The organism is Ruegeria sp. YTSA075 (assembly GCF_059610245.1).
In genome coordinates this window covers 26005-43243 of record NZ_JBXWNG010000009.1, presented here as the reverse complement: position 1 = coordinate 43243, position 17239 = coordinate 26005, and the positions used below count along the sequence as shown (strand labels likewise).

The following is a 17239-nucleotide window of genomic DNA, read 5'->3' as shown; positions in this document are numbered from 1 at the left end:
CCAGAACGGACCATGACAGACGACACCAATGCCCTAGCGGTCACGCTGTTCAGCGAGATCCTGACCGCCGATCAGCTATTGCGCAACCGGCTCAGCCGGGTGCTGCCCAAGGGCATGGAAATCTCGCATTTCTCGGTGCTGAATCATCTGGTCTTTGTCGGAGACGAGCGCAGCCCGGCGCAATTGGCCAACACATTCCACGTGACCCGAGGGGCGATGACCAACACCTTGGCCAAGCTGGAATGGGCCGGATACATCCACATCCGCCCTGACTGGGACGACGCCCGCCGCAAGATGGTGGCCATCAGCCCCGCCGGTCGCCGCGCGCGCGATCAGGCGATCGCGTCGATCGCCCCTCTGATCAATCGCGTAGTCGGAGAGCTGGGGTTGGAGCGGGTTCGGAGTACACTACCGGTGTTGAGGGATTTGCGGTTGCAGTTGGAGGGGGAGTAGAGTCACCCCGCCTTCACACTCGCCGTCACATAATTCACGCTCAAATCCCGGTCCGAGATCGACCAGTTCCACAGGATCGGGTTGAACACGAACCCTTTGCGGTCCACCGGCTCCAGCCCGGCTTGGCGTAGCAGGTCAAACAGCTCATCGGGGGTGATGAACTTGTTCCACTCATGCGTGCCGCGCGGCAGCCAGCGCATGACGACCTCGGCCCCGAAAATGGCCATCGCATAGGATTTCGGGTTGCGGTTGATGGTGGAACACACCTGTAACCCGCCGGGTTTCAGCAGTTGCTGCGTGGCGGTCAGGTAGGATTGCGGGTCGGCCACGTGTTCGACCACTTCCATGTTCAGCACCACGTCGAATTGTTCGCCTGCGGCGGCCATATCCTCGGCCGTGGTGTGGCGATAGTCGATCTCCAGCCCCGATTGTTCGGCATGGATGCGGGCGACGGGCAGGTTGCGCTCGGCGGCATCTGCGCCCACGACCGTCGCGCCAAGGCGGGCCATCGGTTCGCTCAGCAAACCTCCGCCGCAGCCGATATCCAGCAGGCGCAGGCCTTCGAACGGTTTCGCAGCCTTCAGATCACGGTCAAATTCCCCGGCGATTTGCTGTGTGATATAATCCAGACGACACGGATTCAGCATATGCAAAGGCTTGAATTTCCCGTTCGGATCCCACCATTCCGCGGCCATCGCCTCGAATTTTGCGATCTCGGAGGGGTCCACCGTGTTCGGATGCGCTTGCATTCCTGTCTCCGTATGCTCTTTTACGCTTAAGGACTATATAGGGCCATAATGGACAAGTACCCGGACCAAAAGCGCGCAGTGCAATATTTGTACCCGCAGATCGACCCGTTCGATCAGCGATTGGTCAGCGTGGGCGAAGGGCACCAGATTTATATGGAACAAAGCGGCAATCCTGACGGGCTGCCAGTAGTGGTTCTGCATGGCGGTCCCGGTGGTGGTTGCAGCCCCGCGATGCGGCGCTATTTCGATCCGCGCGTGTTCCGGGTGATTCTGTTCGATCAGCGCGGATGCGGGAAGTCGCGCCCCCATGCGTCAGTCGAGGACAATACGACCTGGCATCTGGTTGAAGATATTGAACGCCTGCGGTCGCTTCTGGATATTGACGAATGGACGGTGTTTGGCGGCAGCTGGGGCGCGACTTTGGCGCTGATTTATGCGCAGGCCCATCCGGATCGGGTGAGCCGCCTGGTGCTGCGTGGGGTGTTTCTGGCGACCCAGGCTGAGCTGGATTGGTTCTATGGTGGGGGTGCAGGCAGGTTCTGGCCCGAGCCATGGGCGAAGTTCACTTCGCTGCTGGCCGAAGATGAGCTGTCGGACACGATCAAAGCCTACAACAAACGCCTGTTCTCGGGTGATCGGGCGACCGAGGTCTTGTATGCCAAGGCTTGGTCCGCATGGGAAAATGCGTTGGCATCGATCCATTCAAACGGCGTGGTGGGCGAAAGCCCCGGCGAATATGCTCGGGCCTTTGCGCGGCTCGAAAATCACTATTTCACCAACGGCGCCTTCTTGGAGAAGGACGGGCAGATTCTGGATCAGATGGACCGGATTGCACATATCCCTGGCCATATCGTTCAGGGCCGGTACGATATGATCTGCCCGCCTCAAGCGGCGTGGAGCCTTGCGGATCGCTGGCCAAATGCCGAGCTCAAGATGGTACGTCAGGCCGGGCATGCCCTTTCCGAGCCGGGCATCAGCGCCGAGCTTGTGCGCATCATGGACCGTGTAGCGGAGGGGTGGGCATGACCCGGATGGATCGCCGTGCTTTGTTCGCTTCGGGTGCTGCGGCTGCATTGCTGGCGGCAACGGGGGCGTCTTTGGCGGATACACCCAAGGCTGGCGGGACCTTGCGTTTGGCTGTACCGCGCGATGACAGCCTGGAACAGGTCGCCCGTGGCGCTGTGTTCGATACCCTGACCGAAATCGCGCCCGACGGGACGCTACGGCCCGAGCTTGCGACTTCTTGGCAGACCGATGCGGATGCCCGCGTCTGGACGTTCAATCTGCGAGAGGGCGTTCAATTCCACGATGGGTCTAACCTGGAACTAGCGGATGCTCTTCCCGTGTTGGCCGAATTTGGGCGGGCAGAGGCCTTGTCTGCATCTGCAATGCGCGTTGAGCTTGCGACGCCAAACACGGGGCTGCCGTTCCTGTTGGCAGACACAAGGTTTGTGATTACGCGGAACGGTTCAGGTGTGACGCCCTTGAAACTGGCCAACGGCACGGGCTGTTACCGCGTTGAAAGGGCCGAAGATGATCGGAATTTTCTGGGGCGAAAAGTGGCCGATCACTATAAGGGCAATACCGCCGGATGGGCCGATAAGATTGAGGTCATCGTGATCCCCGACGCGCAGGTCCGGGCCGAGGCGTTGCGCGATGGCTATGTCGATATCGCAGCTGTGCCTGCCGGTGATCAGCTGCGCGACAAACGCGGCCTGCGATTCTTCCCGAATGACAAGGATATGTCGCTGGCTGTTGCGCCGCATGTCGGGATGCCCAGACAGATCGGCAAGGCTGCGCTGGATGATGGGCGCATCGCCGAAAGGTGGTGGCTGGCGTAAATTCGATCACGTTTTGCGCCGGGGGTTGCAGACTCGGAAACTCCTGCGTATATGCAGTTGCAACAGCGGCGCGTTGGACTTCGGGTTCAAGGCTCCACCGGAAAATTCGACGGGCCGCGCGCCCGTTTTTTTGTGCCCGATTGAAGGGTAGAGAACCTGATGACAAACGACCTTATAGCCAAAGCGGCCATCGACCGGCGACTGGCCGAGATCATCACCCCCGTGATCGAGGATCTGGGGTATGAACTTGTCCGCGTCCGTTTGATGAGCGGCAAGACCACCACGATGCAGATCATGGCCGATAAGCCCGATGGCGGTATCGAAGTGGATGACTGCGCCGAGATTTCGAACGCGGTCAGCGCCACACTGGATGTCGAGGACCCGATTTTGGACGCTTATACGCTGGAAGTGTCCAGCCCCGGGATCGATCGGCCCCTGACCCGTCTCAAGGATTTTGAGACTTTCGAGGGATACGAGGCCAAGATCGAAACTACCGAACTGATTGACGGTCGCCGCCGATTCAAGGGTGAACTGGCTGGGATCGAAGGGGATGAGGTTCTGATCAACATCCCCGAAGGGCCTGAAACCATCACCATCGGTCTGCAATTCGACTGGCTGAGCGACGCCAAGCTTGTGCTGACCGATGATTTGATCAAGGAAATGCTGCGCCAGCGCAAAGACGCCGGTGCCCTGAACGAAAACGCTTTCGACGAGATTGAGACCGAAGGGTCCGAAGAGGAGACGAACTGATGGCAATCACCTCAGCCAACCAGCTGGAGCTGCTGCAGACCGCCGAGGCCGTGGCCCGCGAAAAGATGATCGACCCCGGTCTGGTTGTCGAAGCGATGGAAGAATCGCTCGCGCGTGCCGCCAAGAGCCGTTACGGCGCCGAGATGGACATCCGCGTCAGCATCGACCGCAAGACCGGCAAGGCGACCTTTACTCGCGTCCGCACCGTGGTCGAGGATGAAGAGCTTGAGAACTATCAGGCAGAGTTTACCGTCGAGCAAGCCAAACAATACATGGAAAACCCCGAGGTCGGTGATGTCTTCGTCGAAGAAGTGCCTCCGGTTGAAATGGGCCGAATTGCGGCTCAGTCCGCCAAGCAGGTAATCCTGCAAAAGGTTCGCGAAGCCGAGCGGGATCGTCAGTACGAAGAATTCAAGGATCGCGCAGGCACCATTATCAATGGTGCGGTCAAGCGCGAAGAATTCGGCAACGTCATCGTCGATCTGGGCGGTGCCGAGGCTGTTCTGCGCCGCAATGACAAGATCGGTCGCGAAAGCTATCGCCCGAATGACCGTGTGCGTGCGTATATCAAAGAGGTTCGTCGCGAAGTACGTGGCCACCAGATCTTCCTGTCGCGCACTGCGCCGGAATTCATGGCCGAGCTGTTCAAAATGGAAGTGCCGGAAATCTATGATGGTATCATCGAGGTCAAGGCCGTGGCCCGTGACCCTGGTTCACGCGCCAAGATTGCCGTGATTTCCTATGACGGTTCCATCGACCCCGTCGGTGCCTGCGTTGGTATGCGCGGTAGCCGCGTGCAAGCCGTTGTGAACGAGCTGCAGGGTGAAAAAATTGACATCATCCCGTGGAACGAAGATCAGCCGACTTTCCTGGTGAATGCTCTGCAGCCTGCCGAGGTCTCCAAGGTTGTTCTGGACGAAGAAGCTGGCAAGATCGAAGTTGTGGTCCCCGAGGAGCAACTGAGCCTCGCCATCGGTCGCCGTGGTCAGAACGTGCGTCTGGCCAGCCAGCTGACCAACCTGGACATCGATATCATGACCGAGGCCGAAGAATCGGCGCGTCGTCAGAAGGAATTCGAAGCTCGCACTCAGCTGTTCATGGAAACGCTGGATCTGGACGAATTCTTCGCCCAGCTGCTGGTGTCGGAAGGGTTCACCAACCTCGAAGAGGTGGCCTATGTCGAGATCGAAGAACTCTTGGTCATCGACGGTGTGGACGAAGGCACCGCACAGGAATTGCAGACGCGTGCGCGGGAATTCCTGGAGGCACAGGCCAAGGCGGCGCTGGATGCGGCTCGTGCGCTGGGCGTCGAGGACAGCCTTATTGAATTCGAAGGCCTGACACCCCAGATGGTAGAGGCGCTGGCCAAGGATGATGTGAAGACGCTGGAAGACTTCGCAACCTGTGCTGACTGGGAACTGGCCGGTGGCTGGACCACGGTCGATGGCGAACGCATCAAGGATGACGGTGTTCTGGAACCCTTCGGCGTCACGCTGGAAGAAGCGCAGGATTTGGTGATGACAGCGCGCATCATGCTGGGTTGGGTTGATCCGGCCGAGCTGGAGCAGGCTGAAGACGAAGACAGCGACGTTGCAGAAGAGGAGGCCGAGGCCTGATTTCAGGGCCTCGGGTGCGCACATGGGTCGCAGTGGCGTCCATAAGGATCGGGCCGACGGGCCAGAGCGGAAATGCATCGCCACGGGCGAGGTACAGCCCAAATATGGGCTGATCCGCTTTGTCGCCGGACCAGATGGGCAGGTCTATCCGGATGTCGCGGCGAAACTGCCGGGGCGCGGGGTTTATGTGGCGGCAGATCGCACCGCATTGGACAAGGCCGTTGGCAAAAAGCTGTTCTCGCGCGGGTTCAAGGCGCAGGTAAGCGCACCCAAAGACCTGATCGACGAGGTGGAAAAGCAGGTTGCACGCCGGGTGATCGAGCTGTTGAGTCTGGCGCGCAAGTCTGGTGATGCGGTCGCGGGTTATGAAAAGGTCAAGACCTGGCTGGACCGTGAAGAGGCGCAAGTGCTGCTTCAGGCCGCAGATGGATCGGGGCGTGGCAAGTCGAAACTCAGCACGCCGCACTTTGGAAAATACATCGGTTGGCTGACGGCAGACGAATTAGGACAGGCATTTGGGCGCCAAACGGTGATTCATGCGGCCTTGGCCTCTGGCGGACTCGCCAAACGTGTTGTAGAGGAAGCGCAGCGCCTGCGTGGCTTGCGCGAAACGGATGACGGCGGCAGGGGCCGCGCGGAAGGGTAAGAAGCTTTATGAGCGATAATGACGGCAAAAAGACATTGGGTCTTCGTGGCGGGGCGCGCCCCGGAAATGTGAAACAGAGTTTCAGCCACGGACGCACCAAGAATGTCGTGGTGGAAACCAAGCGCAAGCGCGTGGTGGTTCCCAAGCCGGGTGCCAGCAAGCCGGGTGGCGGTGCTGCGCCGTCGGGTGATCCGTCGCGTCGTCCTGCAGGCATTTCCGATGCGGAAATGGCACGCCGTATGAAGGCATTGCAGGCCGCCAAGGCCCGCGAATCCGAAGAAGCGGCACAGCGTGAAGCGCAGGAAAAAGCGCGTGAAGAAGAACGTGCCCGCCGTCGTGCAGAGCAAGAGGCCAAGGAGCGCGAGCAGCGCGAAGCTGAAGAACGCGCTCGCGCCAAGGCCGAAGAAGAAGAACGTCAGCGCAAAGAGGCTGAAGAAGCCGCCAAGCGCGCGGCTGCGGCTCCGGCTCCTGAAGAACCAAAAGCCGCGCGCAGCCCGGCTAGCAAACCTGCGCCAGCAGCGACACCACGCAAGCAGGATCGCGAGCGTGAGCAGCGCGGCAACCGCGGCAAGGGACGTGATGACAACCGCCGCTCGGGCAAGCTGACACTGGGTCAGGCGACCGGCGGCGAAGGCAACCGCCAGCGTTCGATGGCAGCCATGAAGCGCAAGCAGGAGCGCGCGCGTCAGAAAGCCATGGGCGGCACGGTCGAGCGGGAAAAGGTCATTCGTGATGTTCAGCTCCCTGAGGCGATCATGGTTTCGGAACTGGCCAACCGTATGGCCGAGCGTGTGGCCGATGTGGTCAAGTCGCTGATGCAGATGGGCATGATGGTTACACAGAACCAGACCATCGACGCAGATACTGCGGAACTGATCATCGAAGAGTTTGGGCATAAGGTGACTCGCGTCTCCGATTCGGATGTCGAAGACGTCATCAAAGAGGTTGAAGACAGCGAAGACGATCTGCAGTCGCGCCCGCCGGTCATTACCATCATGGGTCACGTTGACCACGGGAAAACCTCGTTGCTGGACGCTATCCGCGACGCACGCGTTGTGGCTGGTGAGGCCGGGGGCATCACCCAGCACATTGGCGCTTATCAGGTGAAAACCGATGGCGGAACGACGCTGAGTTTCCTGGATACACCGGGCCACGCGGCCTTTACTTCGATGCGTTCGCGCGGGGCTCAGGTCACGGATATCGTGGTTCTGGTTGTTGCCGCCGATGATGCGGTGATGCCGCAGACGATCGAGGCGATCAACCACGCCAAAGCGGCCGAAGTGCCGATGATCGTGGCGATCAACAAGGTCGACAAGCCAGATGCAAACCCGGACAAGGTGCGCACCGATCTGTTGCAGCACGAAGTCATTGTCGAGAAGATGTCGGGTGAAGTTCAGGACGTCGAAGTGTCCGCGATCACCGGCCAGGGTCTGGACGAATTGCTGGAGGCCATTGCGCTGCAGGCCGAGATTCTGGAATTGAAAGCCAACCCCAACCGCGCCGCCCACGGTGCCGTGATCGAAGCACAGCTGGATGTGGGCCGCGGCCCCGTCGCCACTGTTCTGGTTCAGAACGGCACACTGCGTCAGGGCGATATCTTCGTCGTGGGTGAGCAATACGGTAAGGTTCGTGCGCTGATCAACGACAAGGGTGAGCGCGTCAAAGAGGCTGGCCCCTCGGTTCCGGTCGAGGTTCTGGGTCTCAACGGTACGCCCGAAGCGGGCGACGTTCTGAACGTGACCGAGACCGAAGCGCAAGCGCGCGAGATTGCCGCCTATCGCGAGCAGGCCGCCAAGGACAAACGCGCCGCCGCCGGTGCCGCGACGACCCTTGAGCAGCTGATGCAGAAGGCCAAGGAAGACGAGAACGTCGACGAACTACCAATTCTGATGAAAGCAGACGTTCAAGGCTCGGCTGAGGCCATCGTTCAGGCGATGGAGAAGATCGGCAACGACGAAGTGCGCGTGCGCGTTCTGCACTCGGGCGTAGGTGCAATTACCGAAACGGATGTCGGCCTGGCCGAGGCTTCCGGTGCGCCGATCCTTGGCTTCAACGTGCGTGCCAATGCGTCGGCGCGGAACACAGCGAACCAGAAGGGTGTGGAAATCCGGTATTATTCGGTGATCTATGACCTCGTGGATGACGTGAAAGCTGCCGCATCCGGCCTGCTGAGCGCCGAGATCCGCGAGAAGTTCATCGGTTATGCCGAAATTCGCGAAGTCTTCAAAGTCACTGGCGTTGGCAAGGTTGCCGGCTGTCTGGTCACCGAAGGCGTTGCCCGCCGGTCCGCAGGCGTGCGCCTGCTGCGCGACAATGTGGTGATCCACGAAGGCACGCTGAAGACGCTGAAACGCTTCAAGGACGAAGTGACCGAGGTTCAGTCGGGTCAGGAATGCGGTATGGCATTTGAGAACTACGATGATATACGCCCCGGCGACGTGATCGAGATTTTCGAGCGCGAAGAAGTCACTCGAACGCTGGACTAACTCGGTTCACGAAGAAATTTGAAGCAGCGGTCCAATCGGGCCGCTGTTTTTTTGCGCGGCGAACTTACGGTGCATTGTTTGAGGCGTTCTGCTTCCGGATGGTATCAATCACCATGCAACCTCGGACCTGCTGCCAAGTTGATCTGATCCAATGGCAGGTGTGCGGACGGAGCGGCTGTCAGTATCTTAAGGCTCAATAGCCGCTTCAGCTTGCGGCGAGGCTTTCGGTGCTGAGATCTCCCTTCGCTTCAGGATCCAAGCTGCAAGCGCTTTCAACCCAACGCCCGTCCGGAACTCAAACTCTTCGTAGTGAAAATTTCGAGCATTTACGCCACACTGCGCCAAGCCTTTCCTGAGTGTATCACGCAGCGAAACGGGACCGCAGAATGAGACACGCATCTTTGACAGATTGCCGTGAACACCTTGGGAAATCATCTCTGCTGAAAGTCTCTTTCCCTCGTTCGAGGTGACCAAGTGCAGGTCAAGGTTAGATTTCGCACCCGCAAGGGCCTTCAGCTCCGAAAGATGTGGTGCTTGGTCCCTGGATTTTACGCAGTAAAAGAGATCAACGTGCTCGGCGCTTTCTTCAAGAGCATGTGCCCAAGCCAGAAACGGGGTAATGCCGATGCCCCCGGCAACCCAGATCTCTTGCGTTTTTCCAGTATGTCGAAACCTGCCAAAAGGTCCCTGGACCCGTACATCCTGACCAATCTGAACCGCGTTCTTGAGGCTAGCTGTGAAATCGCCGAGTGCCTTGATCGTTACCCGCAGCGAGCCGTTTTCATCAATCTTCGAAAAGCTGAATGGATGAGGCTCCGCCTTGCCCGCGCCAGTGAACCGCAACACACCGAACTGCCCCGGTTTGGGGCGCATTGGTTTCCCTTCAGGTGACAATGTGATGGCCATGGCGTCACCCGTGGCTTCAATGTCTACGATCTTGTAGCCGTAGCTCGGGCGCATCGTTTCTGGCAGAAGCATCCAGATGTATGCCGCAAGCCCCACCAAACAGAAAAACCCGGTATAGAGCCCTGACGGGTCGCTCATGGCAAAGGGCTTCATGATGAAAAAGAAATGGAATGTCCCTGCGGCGAACATCGCTCCCATGGCTTTGTGGGTCCATTTCCAGAGGTGATATGGAATGAACGTCGCAACCGACACGACCACGAGGATCAACAAGCCATAAAGGCTGATCTCGCCTAAGGTTTCCGCCAATTCGTTAAGTGCAGTTTCGCGGCCCAGGCCGCTCATGTCCGCATCAATCGTATCGTGCAGCAAAAGCGCTATCATGACGAGGATGCCTGCCCATTTGTGCAAGACGTAAACGCGGTCCAACCCACCAAAGAAGGTTTCAATCCCTCGCAACCGAGTAGATAGGATTTGCCCCCAAGCCATCAGGGTCAACGCTGCAAGACCAAGAAACTGTGAAAAGAGGGCAACCTTGTCAGTCACATTCGGCAGCGAAAAGAGTTGAAATGCGGGAAAGAGCGCTGTCGCCGCAATGATCAAAAGTCCAATAGGGTTCATGATAATGTCCTAAATTGCCGCTTTCTGCGTCGAAGCAACCAAGCTATCTGCCATGAGATCATCTAGAAAAACGCTTATGAGCTGCAAACGTCCTGCGACATCTGCCTTCTTGTAGACAGAGGCGCATTGCGCCTTCACCGTTCCCTGCTTGGTGTCACGAATCTTGGCCATTTCCGCGATGGAAAACCCTTTGATTGCCAGAATTGCAATCTCACTTTCAGCATTGGTCAGCGACCAGTCCTTGAAGCGCGATTCCATGACCTCCGTGAATGCGCCAGAAGCGATCTTGATCTGATTTTCCAGTTGGTCATGCCGCGTCAGCAATTGACGGAGTTCATTGCCGGTAAACGCCAACCCAAAAAACAAGGCGATCGTCACCAACGCCTCGAGAACGTCGCTTTCCGCGAAGCGGTTGAATGAGGAAGGCCAAAGCAGATCCCACACGATGTCCATCAGGAAATACGCACAACAGATGGCTTGAAGCGCAAAAAGGGACCAAAGAACCGCAACACGAGACATATTCAAACCTTCATCCTTGGCAAAGGTGCGCCCCTTTTGGAGGGCACACACGAAAATGTTTAATTATTTTCTCCTTCGTCGTCATCCTCGTTTGCGTCTTCACCGTCCTCGTCATCATCCTGGTAGGCGTTGAGCACCAAGCTGGTTTCCGGCGAGACCTCGAACTCGAAGGATTGACCGCCGATCGTGGCTTCGACTTCGATTTCTCCATCCTCCGTTTCGATCTCGGTGATGGTATATCCCTGTGCTTCCAATGCAGCTTGGATAGCAGTCTCCGAAGACCCGAGTTGATCACCAATGTTGACCTGCGCAAGCGCAGCGCCGGGGATAAGAAGCGATGCAAGAAGAGCCGTTTTGCCAAGGTTGGCCATGTTGTTTTCCTTTCATTGACTGATGTCACCGCGTTGTGCGGTTGCTTCTACATCGGCGGAATAGTCACCGGGAAAAATTGGACTTTCGGGAGGTTTTGAGCGGCCTAGGCCGAATGTTTACGAATGAAATCGGCCATTCGTGCGGTCCGCTGCATCGGTGAGTTTGGGCTCCAAGCTGACATTCGAAGCTCTGCACAAAAGTGTGGTTTGTTATGGTTGTATCGGTTTGCGATGCGGCGAAAATCTCGCCGAAGTCCAATACTCTGCCTACTGTGACACCGCCAAAAACGTCCTCGAATGCATGATGATATCAAAATGGTGCATCCCCTTTTGCAGGTCGAAACTGACGGCATGCCCGGCTTTGCGCAGCAGTTCCGCATAGTCCCGGCTTTGGCGGATGAACTCGGGCGTGTCCCTTTCGGCGACGGTCACGTGGTAGCGCGGACCGGGACGAGGCAGGTTGCGGATGGGCGACAGGTCATTTACCTCGACCGGGGTCAGTTGCAGCGGGTCGTTCACCGGGGTCAGGCTGATCGGTTCCAGATCATAGACCCCGCTGATCAGGATCACATCACGCACCCGCAACCCGGCGCGTGCCAGATCGTTGGCTGAACGTGCCATGACCATACTGGCCAGATGCGCGCCTGCGCTGTGCCCTGATAGCGTGATCCGCGAGGGATCAAATCCAAGCGTTTCAGCCTGCGAGGCCAGCCATAACAACGCGTTGCTGCATTCTTCGACCATATCCCTGATGCGGGCATCGGGGGCGAGCGTGTAGTTCAGCGTTGCAAAAGACTGTTCAGCCTCGATCAAGGTCGGGGCCATCATTGCCGACTCGCGCTGGCTGAGCGCCTGCCAATATCCACCATGGATGAATACATGGAGCGGCGCGCCTGCGCCTTTGGCCGGGAAGAAATCCAGAACCTGAGTTGGGCTTTCGCCATATGCAAGGTTTTCTTGCACGGTCATTTGCGCGCGGTGTTGTGCACTCAGGGCGGCATAACTGTTCAGGTAAGGCGTGAGGTCGCCGCCGACCATGGAACTGGGGGAATATTCCTTCTCCAGCTCGGACTTGGAAAACCCGCGATACAGCATCACCTACTCCTGATCTGTGTACATCAACTCGGTACGTACATCGTAGAGATCATGGAAGAACCGCAGATCCAAGGCCTTGCGCAAGAAGGAGACGCCGCTGGATCCGCCTGTGCCGGGTTGATTGCCGATCACGCGCTCGACTGCTGTGACATGATCGAAGCGCCAGCGCTGGAACAGGGATTCCAAATCCATCAGCTTTTCTGCCAGCGCATACAGCTGCCAATACCGGCCCGTATCGCTGTACACCTGCGCCCAGATTTTCACCACGCGAGCGTCCCCTGAATAGGGTTGTGCATAGTCGCGGTCCAACAGGTCTTGCGGTACATCGAAGCCCTGGCGCACAAGCATATGCAACACCTCATCATACAGCGACGGTTTTGTCAGGGCCGCGTTCAGCTGCTCCATGACCTCGGGATCATGTTCATGAACCTTCAGGGTCGAGGCATCCTTGTTGCCCAGAATGAATTCGATCTGGCGGTACCCGTAGCTTTGAAAGCCGGACGAACTGCCAAGGGCCTGACGGAATGTCATGTAATCGGCAGGTGTCATGGTCAGCAGGGTTTCCCATGCGGTGATCAACTGCCGTTGAATGGCTTTGATCCGGTCGATGTTCTTCATCGCCGGGCCGAATTCATCCTGCTGCAAGAAGCGTCGTACTTCGACCAGTTGGTGATGCATCAGTTTCAGCCATAGCTCACTGACCTGATGGATGATGATGAATAGCATTTCATCCGGCTGGGCCGGGTCCTGAAACGTACGTTGCAGGTTCAGCAGGGTCTTGAGTTGCAGAAAGTCGCCATAGCTTTTGCGGTGGGTTTCGGCGAAATTGGTGACCAGTGAGTCCTCAATCCCGCGTTCAAGGTACCGGTCTTCATTGGCTTTATCGCTCATGCTGCCTCCCCACGCGCGCTGTTTGCTACGTGTGTAGAGGCTGCGTTTGCAACTTTCCAGTGGTTCAAGTCCAGTCCAGAACAACCTTGCCGGATTGGCCAGACTTCATGGCGGCAAAGCCTTTGTCAAAGTCGTCCACGCCATAGCGATGGGTGATCACACGACTGACATCCAAACCATTCTGCAACATGGCGATCATCTTGTACCAGGTCTCAAACATCTCGCGGCCATAGACACCCTTGATGGTGATTGCCTTGAATACGATGCGGGACCAATCGACCGGGGATTTGCCAGGGGGGATACCCAGCAGAGCAATCTTGCCGCCCATCACCAAGGCTTCGACCATCTGGTCCAGCGCGGCCTGAGACCCAGACATTTCCAGACCAACGTCAAAACCCTGTTGCATACCGAGCTCGATGATGACGTCATTCAGGTCCTCGGCGGATACATCGACAGGGTGCACGGTTGGCACCACATGTTTGGCCAGCTTTAGCCGATCGGCGTTGATATCAGTAATCACCACGTTTCGGGCACCCGCATGGCGCGCAACGGCGGCGGCCATGATCCCGATCGGGCCTGCGCCAGTGATCAGAACATCCTCGCCCAGCAGATCGAAACTTAGTGCGGTGTGAACGGCATTGCCGAGCGGGTCGAGGATGGCGCCGATTTCATCAGGCACCTCATCGGGCAGCGGGACGACATTGAAGGCGGGCAGTTTCAGGTATTCTGCAAAGGCACCTTGTTCATTCACGCCGATCCCACGGGTGCCGGGATCCAGATGGAACTTGCCTGCACGGCTTTGGCGGCTGTCGGTGGTGATCAGGTGACCTTCGCCAGAACACCGCTGCCCAATCTCAAGCCCGGTCACGTTCCGCCCGATCTCGACAATCTGACCGGCAAATTCATGGCCTGTGATCATCGGAACCGGCACGGTATGAGACGCCCAGTCATCCCAATTCCAGATGTGAATATCCGTGCCACAAATGCCGGTCTTGTTGACGCGGATTAAGACCTCGTCCGGGCCGATCTCGGGCACTGGGGCCTGCACCATCCACAGCCCCTCCTCAGGTTTGGATTTCTCCAGCGCTTTCATCGTGTTGGGGCGCATCAGATCACTCCCAGGTCCTTGCCGACCTTGCCAAAGGCAGCCAAGGCGCGATCCAGTTCCTCGCGCGTCAGGGCTGCATTCATCTGCGTTCTGATCCGCGCTTGCCCGCGCGGGACAACCGGGAAGAAGAAGCCCGAGACATAAACGCCTTCCTCAAATAGCTTTGCCGCCATGTCCTGTGCCAGCTGAGCCTCACCCAGCATGACGGGGATGATCGGATGTTCCCCGGGCAGCAGATCAAACCCCAGCTTCTCTAGCCCGGCGCGCCAGTACTTGGCGTTGCCGAACAGTTGGGCGCGCAGCATGTCACCTTCTTCGACCAGCCGAATTGCCTCCAACCCGGCGGCGACGATGGAGGGCGGCAGCGAGTTTGAGAACAGATAGGGCCGCGCCCGCTGCCGCAGCAGGTCGATTACTGGTTGGCGCGCAGCGATGTAGCCTCCGATTGCCCCCCCAAGTGCCTTGCCCAGGGTTCCCGTCAGGATGTCGACTTCAACACCGAAGTGATCTGGCGTGCCAGCCCCGTTCGGCCCCATGAAGCCAGTCGCGTGGCAATCGTCGACCATGACAATGGCGTCGTATTTGTCGGCCAGTTCGCGGATTTTCGGCAGGTTGGCCAGATAGCCGTCCATCGAAAATACGCCGTCAGTGGCGATCATGATATGTCGCGCGCCGTCCTCGCGTGCTTGTTTCAACCACGACTCGAGATCGTTCATGTCGTTGTTCATGTAGCGATAGCGCTTGGCCTTGCACAGGCGCACGCCGTCGATGATCGAAGCGTGGTTAAGACTGTCCGAGATGATAGCATCCTCGGGGCCCAGCAACGGTTCGAACAGCCCCCCGTTTGCGTCAAAACAGGCAGCGAACAGGATTGAGTCGTCCTTGTTCAGGAACTCGGCCAGCTTCTGTTCCAACTCCCGGTGGATATCCTGAGTGCCACAGATGAACCGAACGGAGGCCATGCCAAAGCCTTTCGGCTCCATCGCATTTGTTGCTGCGTCGATCAGTGCGGGATGATCCGCCAGACCCAGATAGTTATTGGCGCACAGGTTGATCACCTGTTTGTCGCCTACCGTAATCTCACCGCCCTGAGGCGAGGTGATCATGCGTTCGCGTTTATACAAACCCTCGGATTCGATCTGTGCGAGTGTGTCCGTGATGTGGGACAGGAATGCATCTGCCATGGCGACCTCCGATCAACTGAGTCGCATATCTATCATAACGGATACGTTTCCCAAATAGGGGAAATACAATATTCAGGAAAAATATCCGCGAAGACGGATTTCACGGATCAGGCGTTCTTGACGATCAGGAACACGCGCGCTGCATCAATCGCTGAAATGGAATGCACAATGTCGACCGCATATCGCGCGGTATCGCCTTGGTGCAGTTCGGAAACCGCCGCGCCAGAGGTAATACGGACAGCACCTTCAAGCACGGTCAGCTGTTCCCGTGCCCCCCGCGCATGCGGTTGGCTGTTCAGCGCCCCACCGGCTTCGAACTGGATATCGTAGACCTCATGCCCTCCGGCCTCTTCCGGGGGAGAGAGGATGCGGATGCGGCATTTCTCGCCCATATTGTCGATGCTGGGCACTTCGGCCTGACGCAAAACTTCGATCTGGTCGGTGCTGTTGGCATCGTCCAGAAGGCCCGCGAAATCGACCTGCAAGGCGCGGGTCAGGTTCCACAAGGTCGAGATGGTGGGGCTGCTTTCGCCGCGTTCGATCTGGCTGACCATGGACCGCGAGACGCCGCTGAGATTGGCCACCGCTTCCAGCGAAAGCCCTTTGGCCCGGCGCGCCTCTTTCAGGCGGGCGGGCAGGCGGGTCAGGATATCGTCTGTGTTTTCCGTCATGACGGAATCCATGCGTGTTGCGAGAGCGGATGTCAATTCTGACCGTGACGGGACGTCTTGCGCGACAGGGTCATTCAGCGGGTGCATAGTAAGCGCAAATTCAGGAGGATTGTCCCATGACCGATATTGTAATTCTCGACGGTGCGCGCACCGCAATTGGCACCTTTGGCGGTGCATTGGCATCGACTGCGCCGATTGAGCTGGCAACCGTGGCGACTGAAGCAGCGCTTGAGCGTTCGGGTGTTGAAGGTGCTCAGATCGGGACCGTTGTCTTTGGTCATGTGATCAATACCGAGCCGCGCGATATGTACCTCTCGCGGGTTGCAGCGATGCAGGCCGGGATCCCGAACGGGACACCTGCGATGAATGTGAACCGTCTGTGTGGTTCTGGTGCGCAGGCCATTGTGTCGGCGGTGCAGGCGCTGATGCTGGGTGACGCGGATTTTGCGGTGGCAGGCGGTGCTGAGAGCATGTCTCGCAGCCCCTATATCGTGCCTCAGGCGCGCTGGGGGGCAAAGATGGGTGATGTATCATCCTTGGATATGATGCTGGGGGCGCTGAACTGCCCGTTCGGAACTGGCCATATGGGTGTTACGGCCGAGAACGTTGCGGATGAGCATCAGATCAGCCGTGAACAGATGGATGCGTTTGCCCTAACCAGCCAGACCCGCGCGGCGGCTGCGATTGAGGCAGGATATTTCGAAAGCCAGATCGCGCCGGTTCAGGTCAAGATTAAGCGGGACATGGTTGACTTTGTGGTGGACGAACACCCCAAAGCGACCACCGCCGAAGCGCTGGCTGGTCTGCGTCCGGTATTCAAGAAAGAGGGGCGCGTGACGGCGGGCAATGCCTCGGGCATCAATGATGGCGCCGCGGCGATGGTTCTGGCCACAGCGGATGCGGCGGAGAAGGCTGGGTTGAAGCCCAAGGCGCGGGTGTTGGGATATGCCCATGCAGGCGTCAGGCCCGAGGTGATGGGGATTGGCCCGGTTCCAGCGGTTCAGCACCTGTTGAAGAAGACAGGCTTGTCAGCGGCAGACTTTGATGTGATCGAAAGCAACGAGGCCTTCGCCTCGCAAGCTTTGGCGGTCAATCAGGAACTTGGTTTGGATGCTGCGAAGGTGAACCCGAATGGTGGAGCGATCGCGCTGGGACATCCGGTCGGTGCGACGGGTGCGATCATCACTCTGAAGACACTATACGAGCTGGAGCGCACAAGGGGGTCGAAGGGATTGATTACCATGTGCATTGGGGGCGGTCAGGGAATCGCCCTTGCCATCGAACGGCTTTGATCAGAGATCGGGCGGGGGGCTGTCTGCCCCCCATCGCGCCATG

At 58.2% G+C, this 17239-nt stretch carries 17 protein-coding genes; 8 read left to right on the top strand and 9 right to left on the bottom strand.

Annotation, left to right across the window (positions count from 1 at the left end; genetic code table 11):
* Positions 1-12: 12 nt before the first annotated feature.
* Positions 13-453 carry a MarR family winged helix-turn-helix transcriptional regulator gene (locus tag AC2FGE_RS15450; RefSeq protein WP_496820126.1) on the top strand — a complete coding sequence of 147 codons (441 nt, stop codon included), beginning with the start codon at positions 13-15 and terminating at the stop codon, positions 451-453.
* A gap of 2 nt (positions 454-455) precedes the next feature.
* Here AC2FGE_RS15450 and ubiG read toward each other — a convergent pair whose 3' ends face one another.
* Entirely contained in the window at positions 456-1202 is a 747-nt protein-coding gene (gene ubiG, locus AC2FGE_RS15445) for a bifunctional 2-polyprenyl-6-hydroxyphenol methylase/3-demethylubiquinol 3-O-methyltransferase UbiG (RefSeq protein WP_496820125.1), read from the bottom strand.
* A gap of 48 nt (positions 1203-1250) precedes the next feature.
* Between ubiG and pip the strand changes: the two genes are divergently transcribed.
* The 6 genes from pip (at position 1251) to infB (ending at position 8541) form a co-directional block, all read left to right on the top strand.
* Positions 1251-2228: a prolyl aminopeptidase gene (pip, locus tag AC2FGE_RS15440; RefSeq protein ID WP_496820124.1), complete on the top strand. Its 978-nt coding sequence runs from the start codon at positions 1251-1253 to the stop codon at positions 2226-2228.
* Complete coding sequence (locus tag AC2FGE_RS15435) at positions 2225-3043, top strand: ABC transporter substrate-binding protein (RefSeq protein ID WP_496820122.1); 819 nt, start codon at positions 2225-2227, stop codon at positions 3041-3043. The genes pip and AC2FGE_RS15435 overlap by 4 nt, the downstream gene beginning before the upstream one ends.
* 159 nt (positions 3044-3202) lie before the next feature.
* Positions 3203-3793 (top strand): ribosome maturation factor RimP, encoded by a 591-nt coding sequence (gene rimP, locus AC2FGE_RS15430; RefSeq protein WP_496820120.1) that lies wholly within the window; start codon positions 3203-3205, stop codon positions 3791-3793.
* Positions 3793-5409 carry a transcription termination factor NusA gene (gene nusA / locus AC2FGE_RS15425; protein ID WP_496820119.1) on the top strand — a complete coding sequence of 539 codons (1617 nt, stop codon included), beginning with the start codon at positions 3793-3795 and terminating at the stop codon, positions 5407-5409. Before rimP ends, nusA begins: the two co-directional genes overlap by 1 nt.
* 22 nt (positions 5410-5431) lie before the next feature.
* A complete protein-coding gene (locus AC2FGE_RS15420) occupies positions 5432-6055 on the top strand; it encodes an RNA-binding protein (RefSeq protein ID WP_496820118.1) in 624 nt (207 codons plus the stop codon).
* An 8-nt stretch (positions 6056-6063) separates the two neighbouring features.
* Complete coding sequence (gene infB, locus AC2FGE_RS15415; RefSeq protein ID WP_496820117.1) at positions 6064-8541, top strand: translation initiation factor IF-2; 2478 nt, start codon at positions 6064-6066, stop codon at positions 8539-8541.
* A 186-nt stretch (positions 8542-8727) separates the two neighbouring features.
* Here infB and AC2FGE_RS15410 read toward each other — a convergent pair whose 3' ends face one another.
* The 8 genes from AC2FGE_RS15410 to AC2FGE_RS15375 all read right to left on the bottom strand — a co-directional run bounded on the left by AC2FGE_RS15410 (position 8728) and on the right by AC2FGE_RS15375 (position 15904).
* On the bottom strand, positions 8728-10065 hold the full coding sequence (locus AC2FGE_RS15410; protein WP_496820116.1) for a ferredoxin reductase family protein: 1338 nt from the start codon (positions 10063-10065) through the stop codon (positions 8728-8730).
* Between the two features lie 9 nt (positions 10066-10074).
* The gene (locus AC2FGE_RS15405) at positions 10075-10446 is read right to left on the bottom strand and encodes a helix-turn-helix transcriptional regulator (RefSeq protein ID WP_496820115.1); all 372 of its coding nucleotides are present in this window, start codon (positions 10444-10446) and stop codon (positions 10075-10077) included.
* A gap of 197 nt (positions 10447-10643) precedes the next feature.
* Positions 10644-10955, bottom strand: coding sequence for a PepSY domain-containing protein (locus tag AC2FGE_RS15400; protein ID WP_496820114.1), 312 nt, complete (start codon positions 10953-10955; stop codon positions 10644-10646).
* A gap of 267 nt (positions 10956-11222) precedes the next feature.
* Positions 11223-12050 carry an alpha/beta hydrolase gene (locus AC2FGE_RS15395; protein WP_496820113.1) on the bottom strand — a complete coding sequence of 276 codons (828 nt, stop codon included), beginning with the start codon at positions 12048-12050 and terminating at the stop codon, positions 11223-11225.
* Positions 12051-12053: 3 nt separating this feature from the next.
* On the bottom strand, positions 12054-12941 hold the full coding sequence (locus AC2FGE_RS15390; RefSeq protein WP_496820112.1) for a tryptophan 2,3-dioxygenase: 888 nt from the start codon (positions 12939-12941) through the stop codon (positions 12054-12056).
* 64 nt (positions 12942-13005) lie between these two features.
* Positions 13006-14034, bottom strand: a complete 1029-nt coding sequence (gene tdh / locus AC2FGE_RS15385) for an L-threonine 3-dehydrogenase (protein WP_496820237.1) — start codon at positions 14032-14034, stop codon at positions 13006-13008.
* A gap of 14 nt (positions 14035-14048) precedes the next feature.
* The gene (locus AC2FGE_RS15380; RefSeq protein ID WP_496820111.1) at positions 14049-15233 is read right to left on the bottom strand and encodes a glycine C-acetyltransferase; all 1185 of its coding nucleotides are present in this window, start codon (positions 15231-15233) and stop codon (positions 14049-14051) included.
* A 107-nt stretch (positions 15234-15340) separates the two neighbouring features.
* The gene (locus AC2FGE_RS15375; RefSeq protein WP_496820110.1) at positions 15341-15904 is read right to left on the bottom strand and encodes a helix-turn-helix domain-containing protein; all 564 of its coding nucleotides are present in this window, start codon (positions 15902-15904) and stop codon (positions 15341-15343) included.
* A gap of 116 nt (positions 15905-16020) precedes the next feature.
* Between AC2FGE_RS15375 and AC2FGE_RS15370 the strand changes: the two genes are divergently transcribed.
* Positions 16021-17196, top strand: coding sequence for an acetyl-CoA C-acyltransferase family protein (locus tag AC2FGE_RS15370; RefSeq protein ID WP_496820109.1), 1176 nt, complete (start codon positions 16021-16023; stop codon positions 17194-17196).
* The last annotated feature ends 43 nt before the right edge of the window (positions 17197-17239 follow it).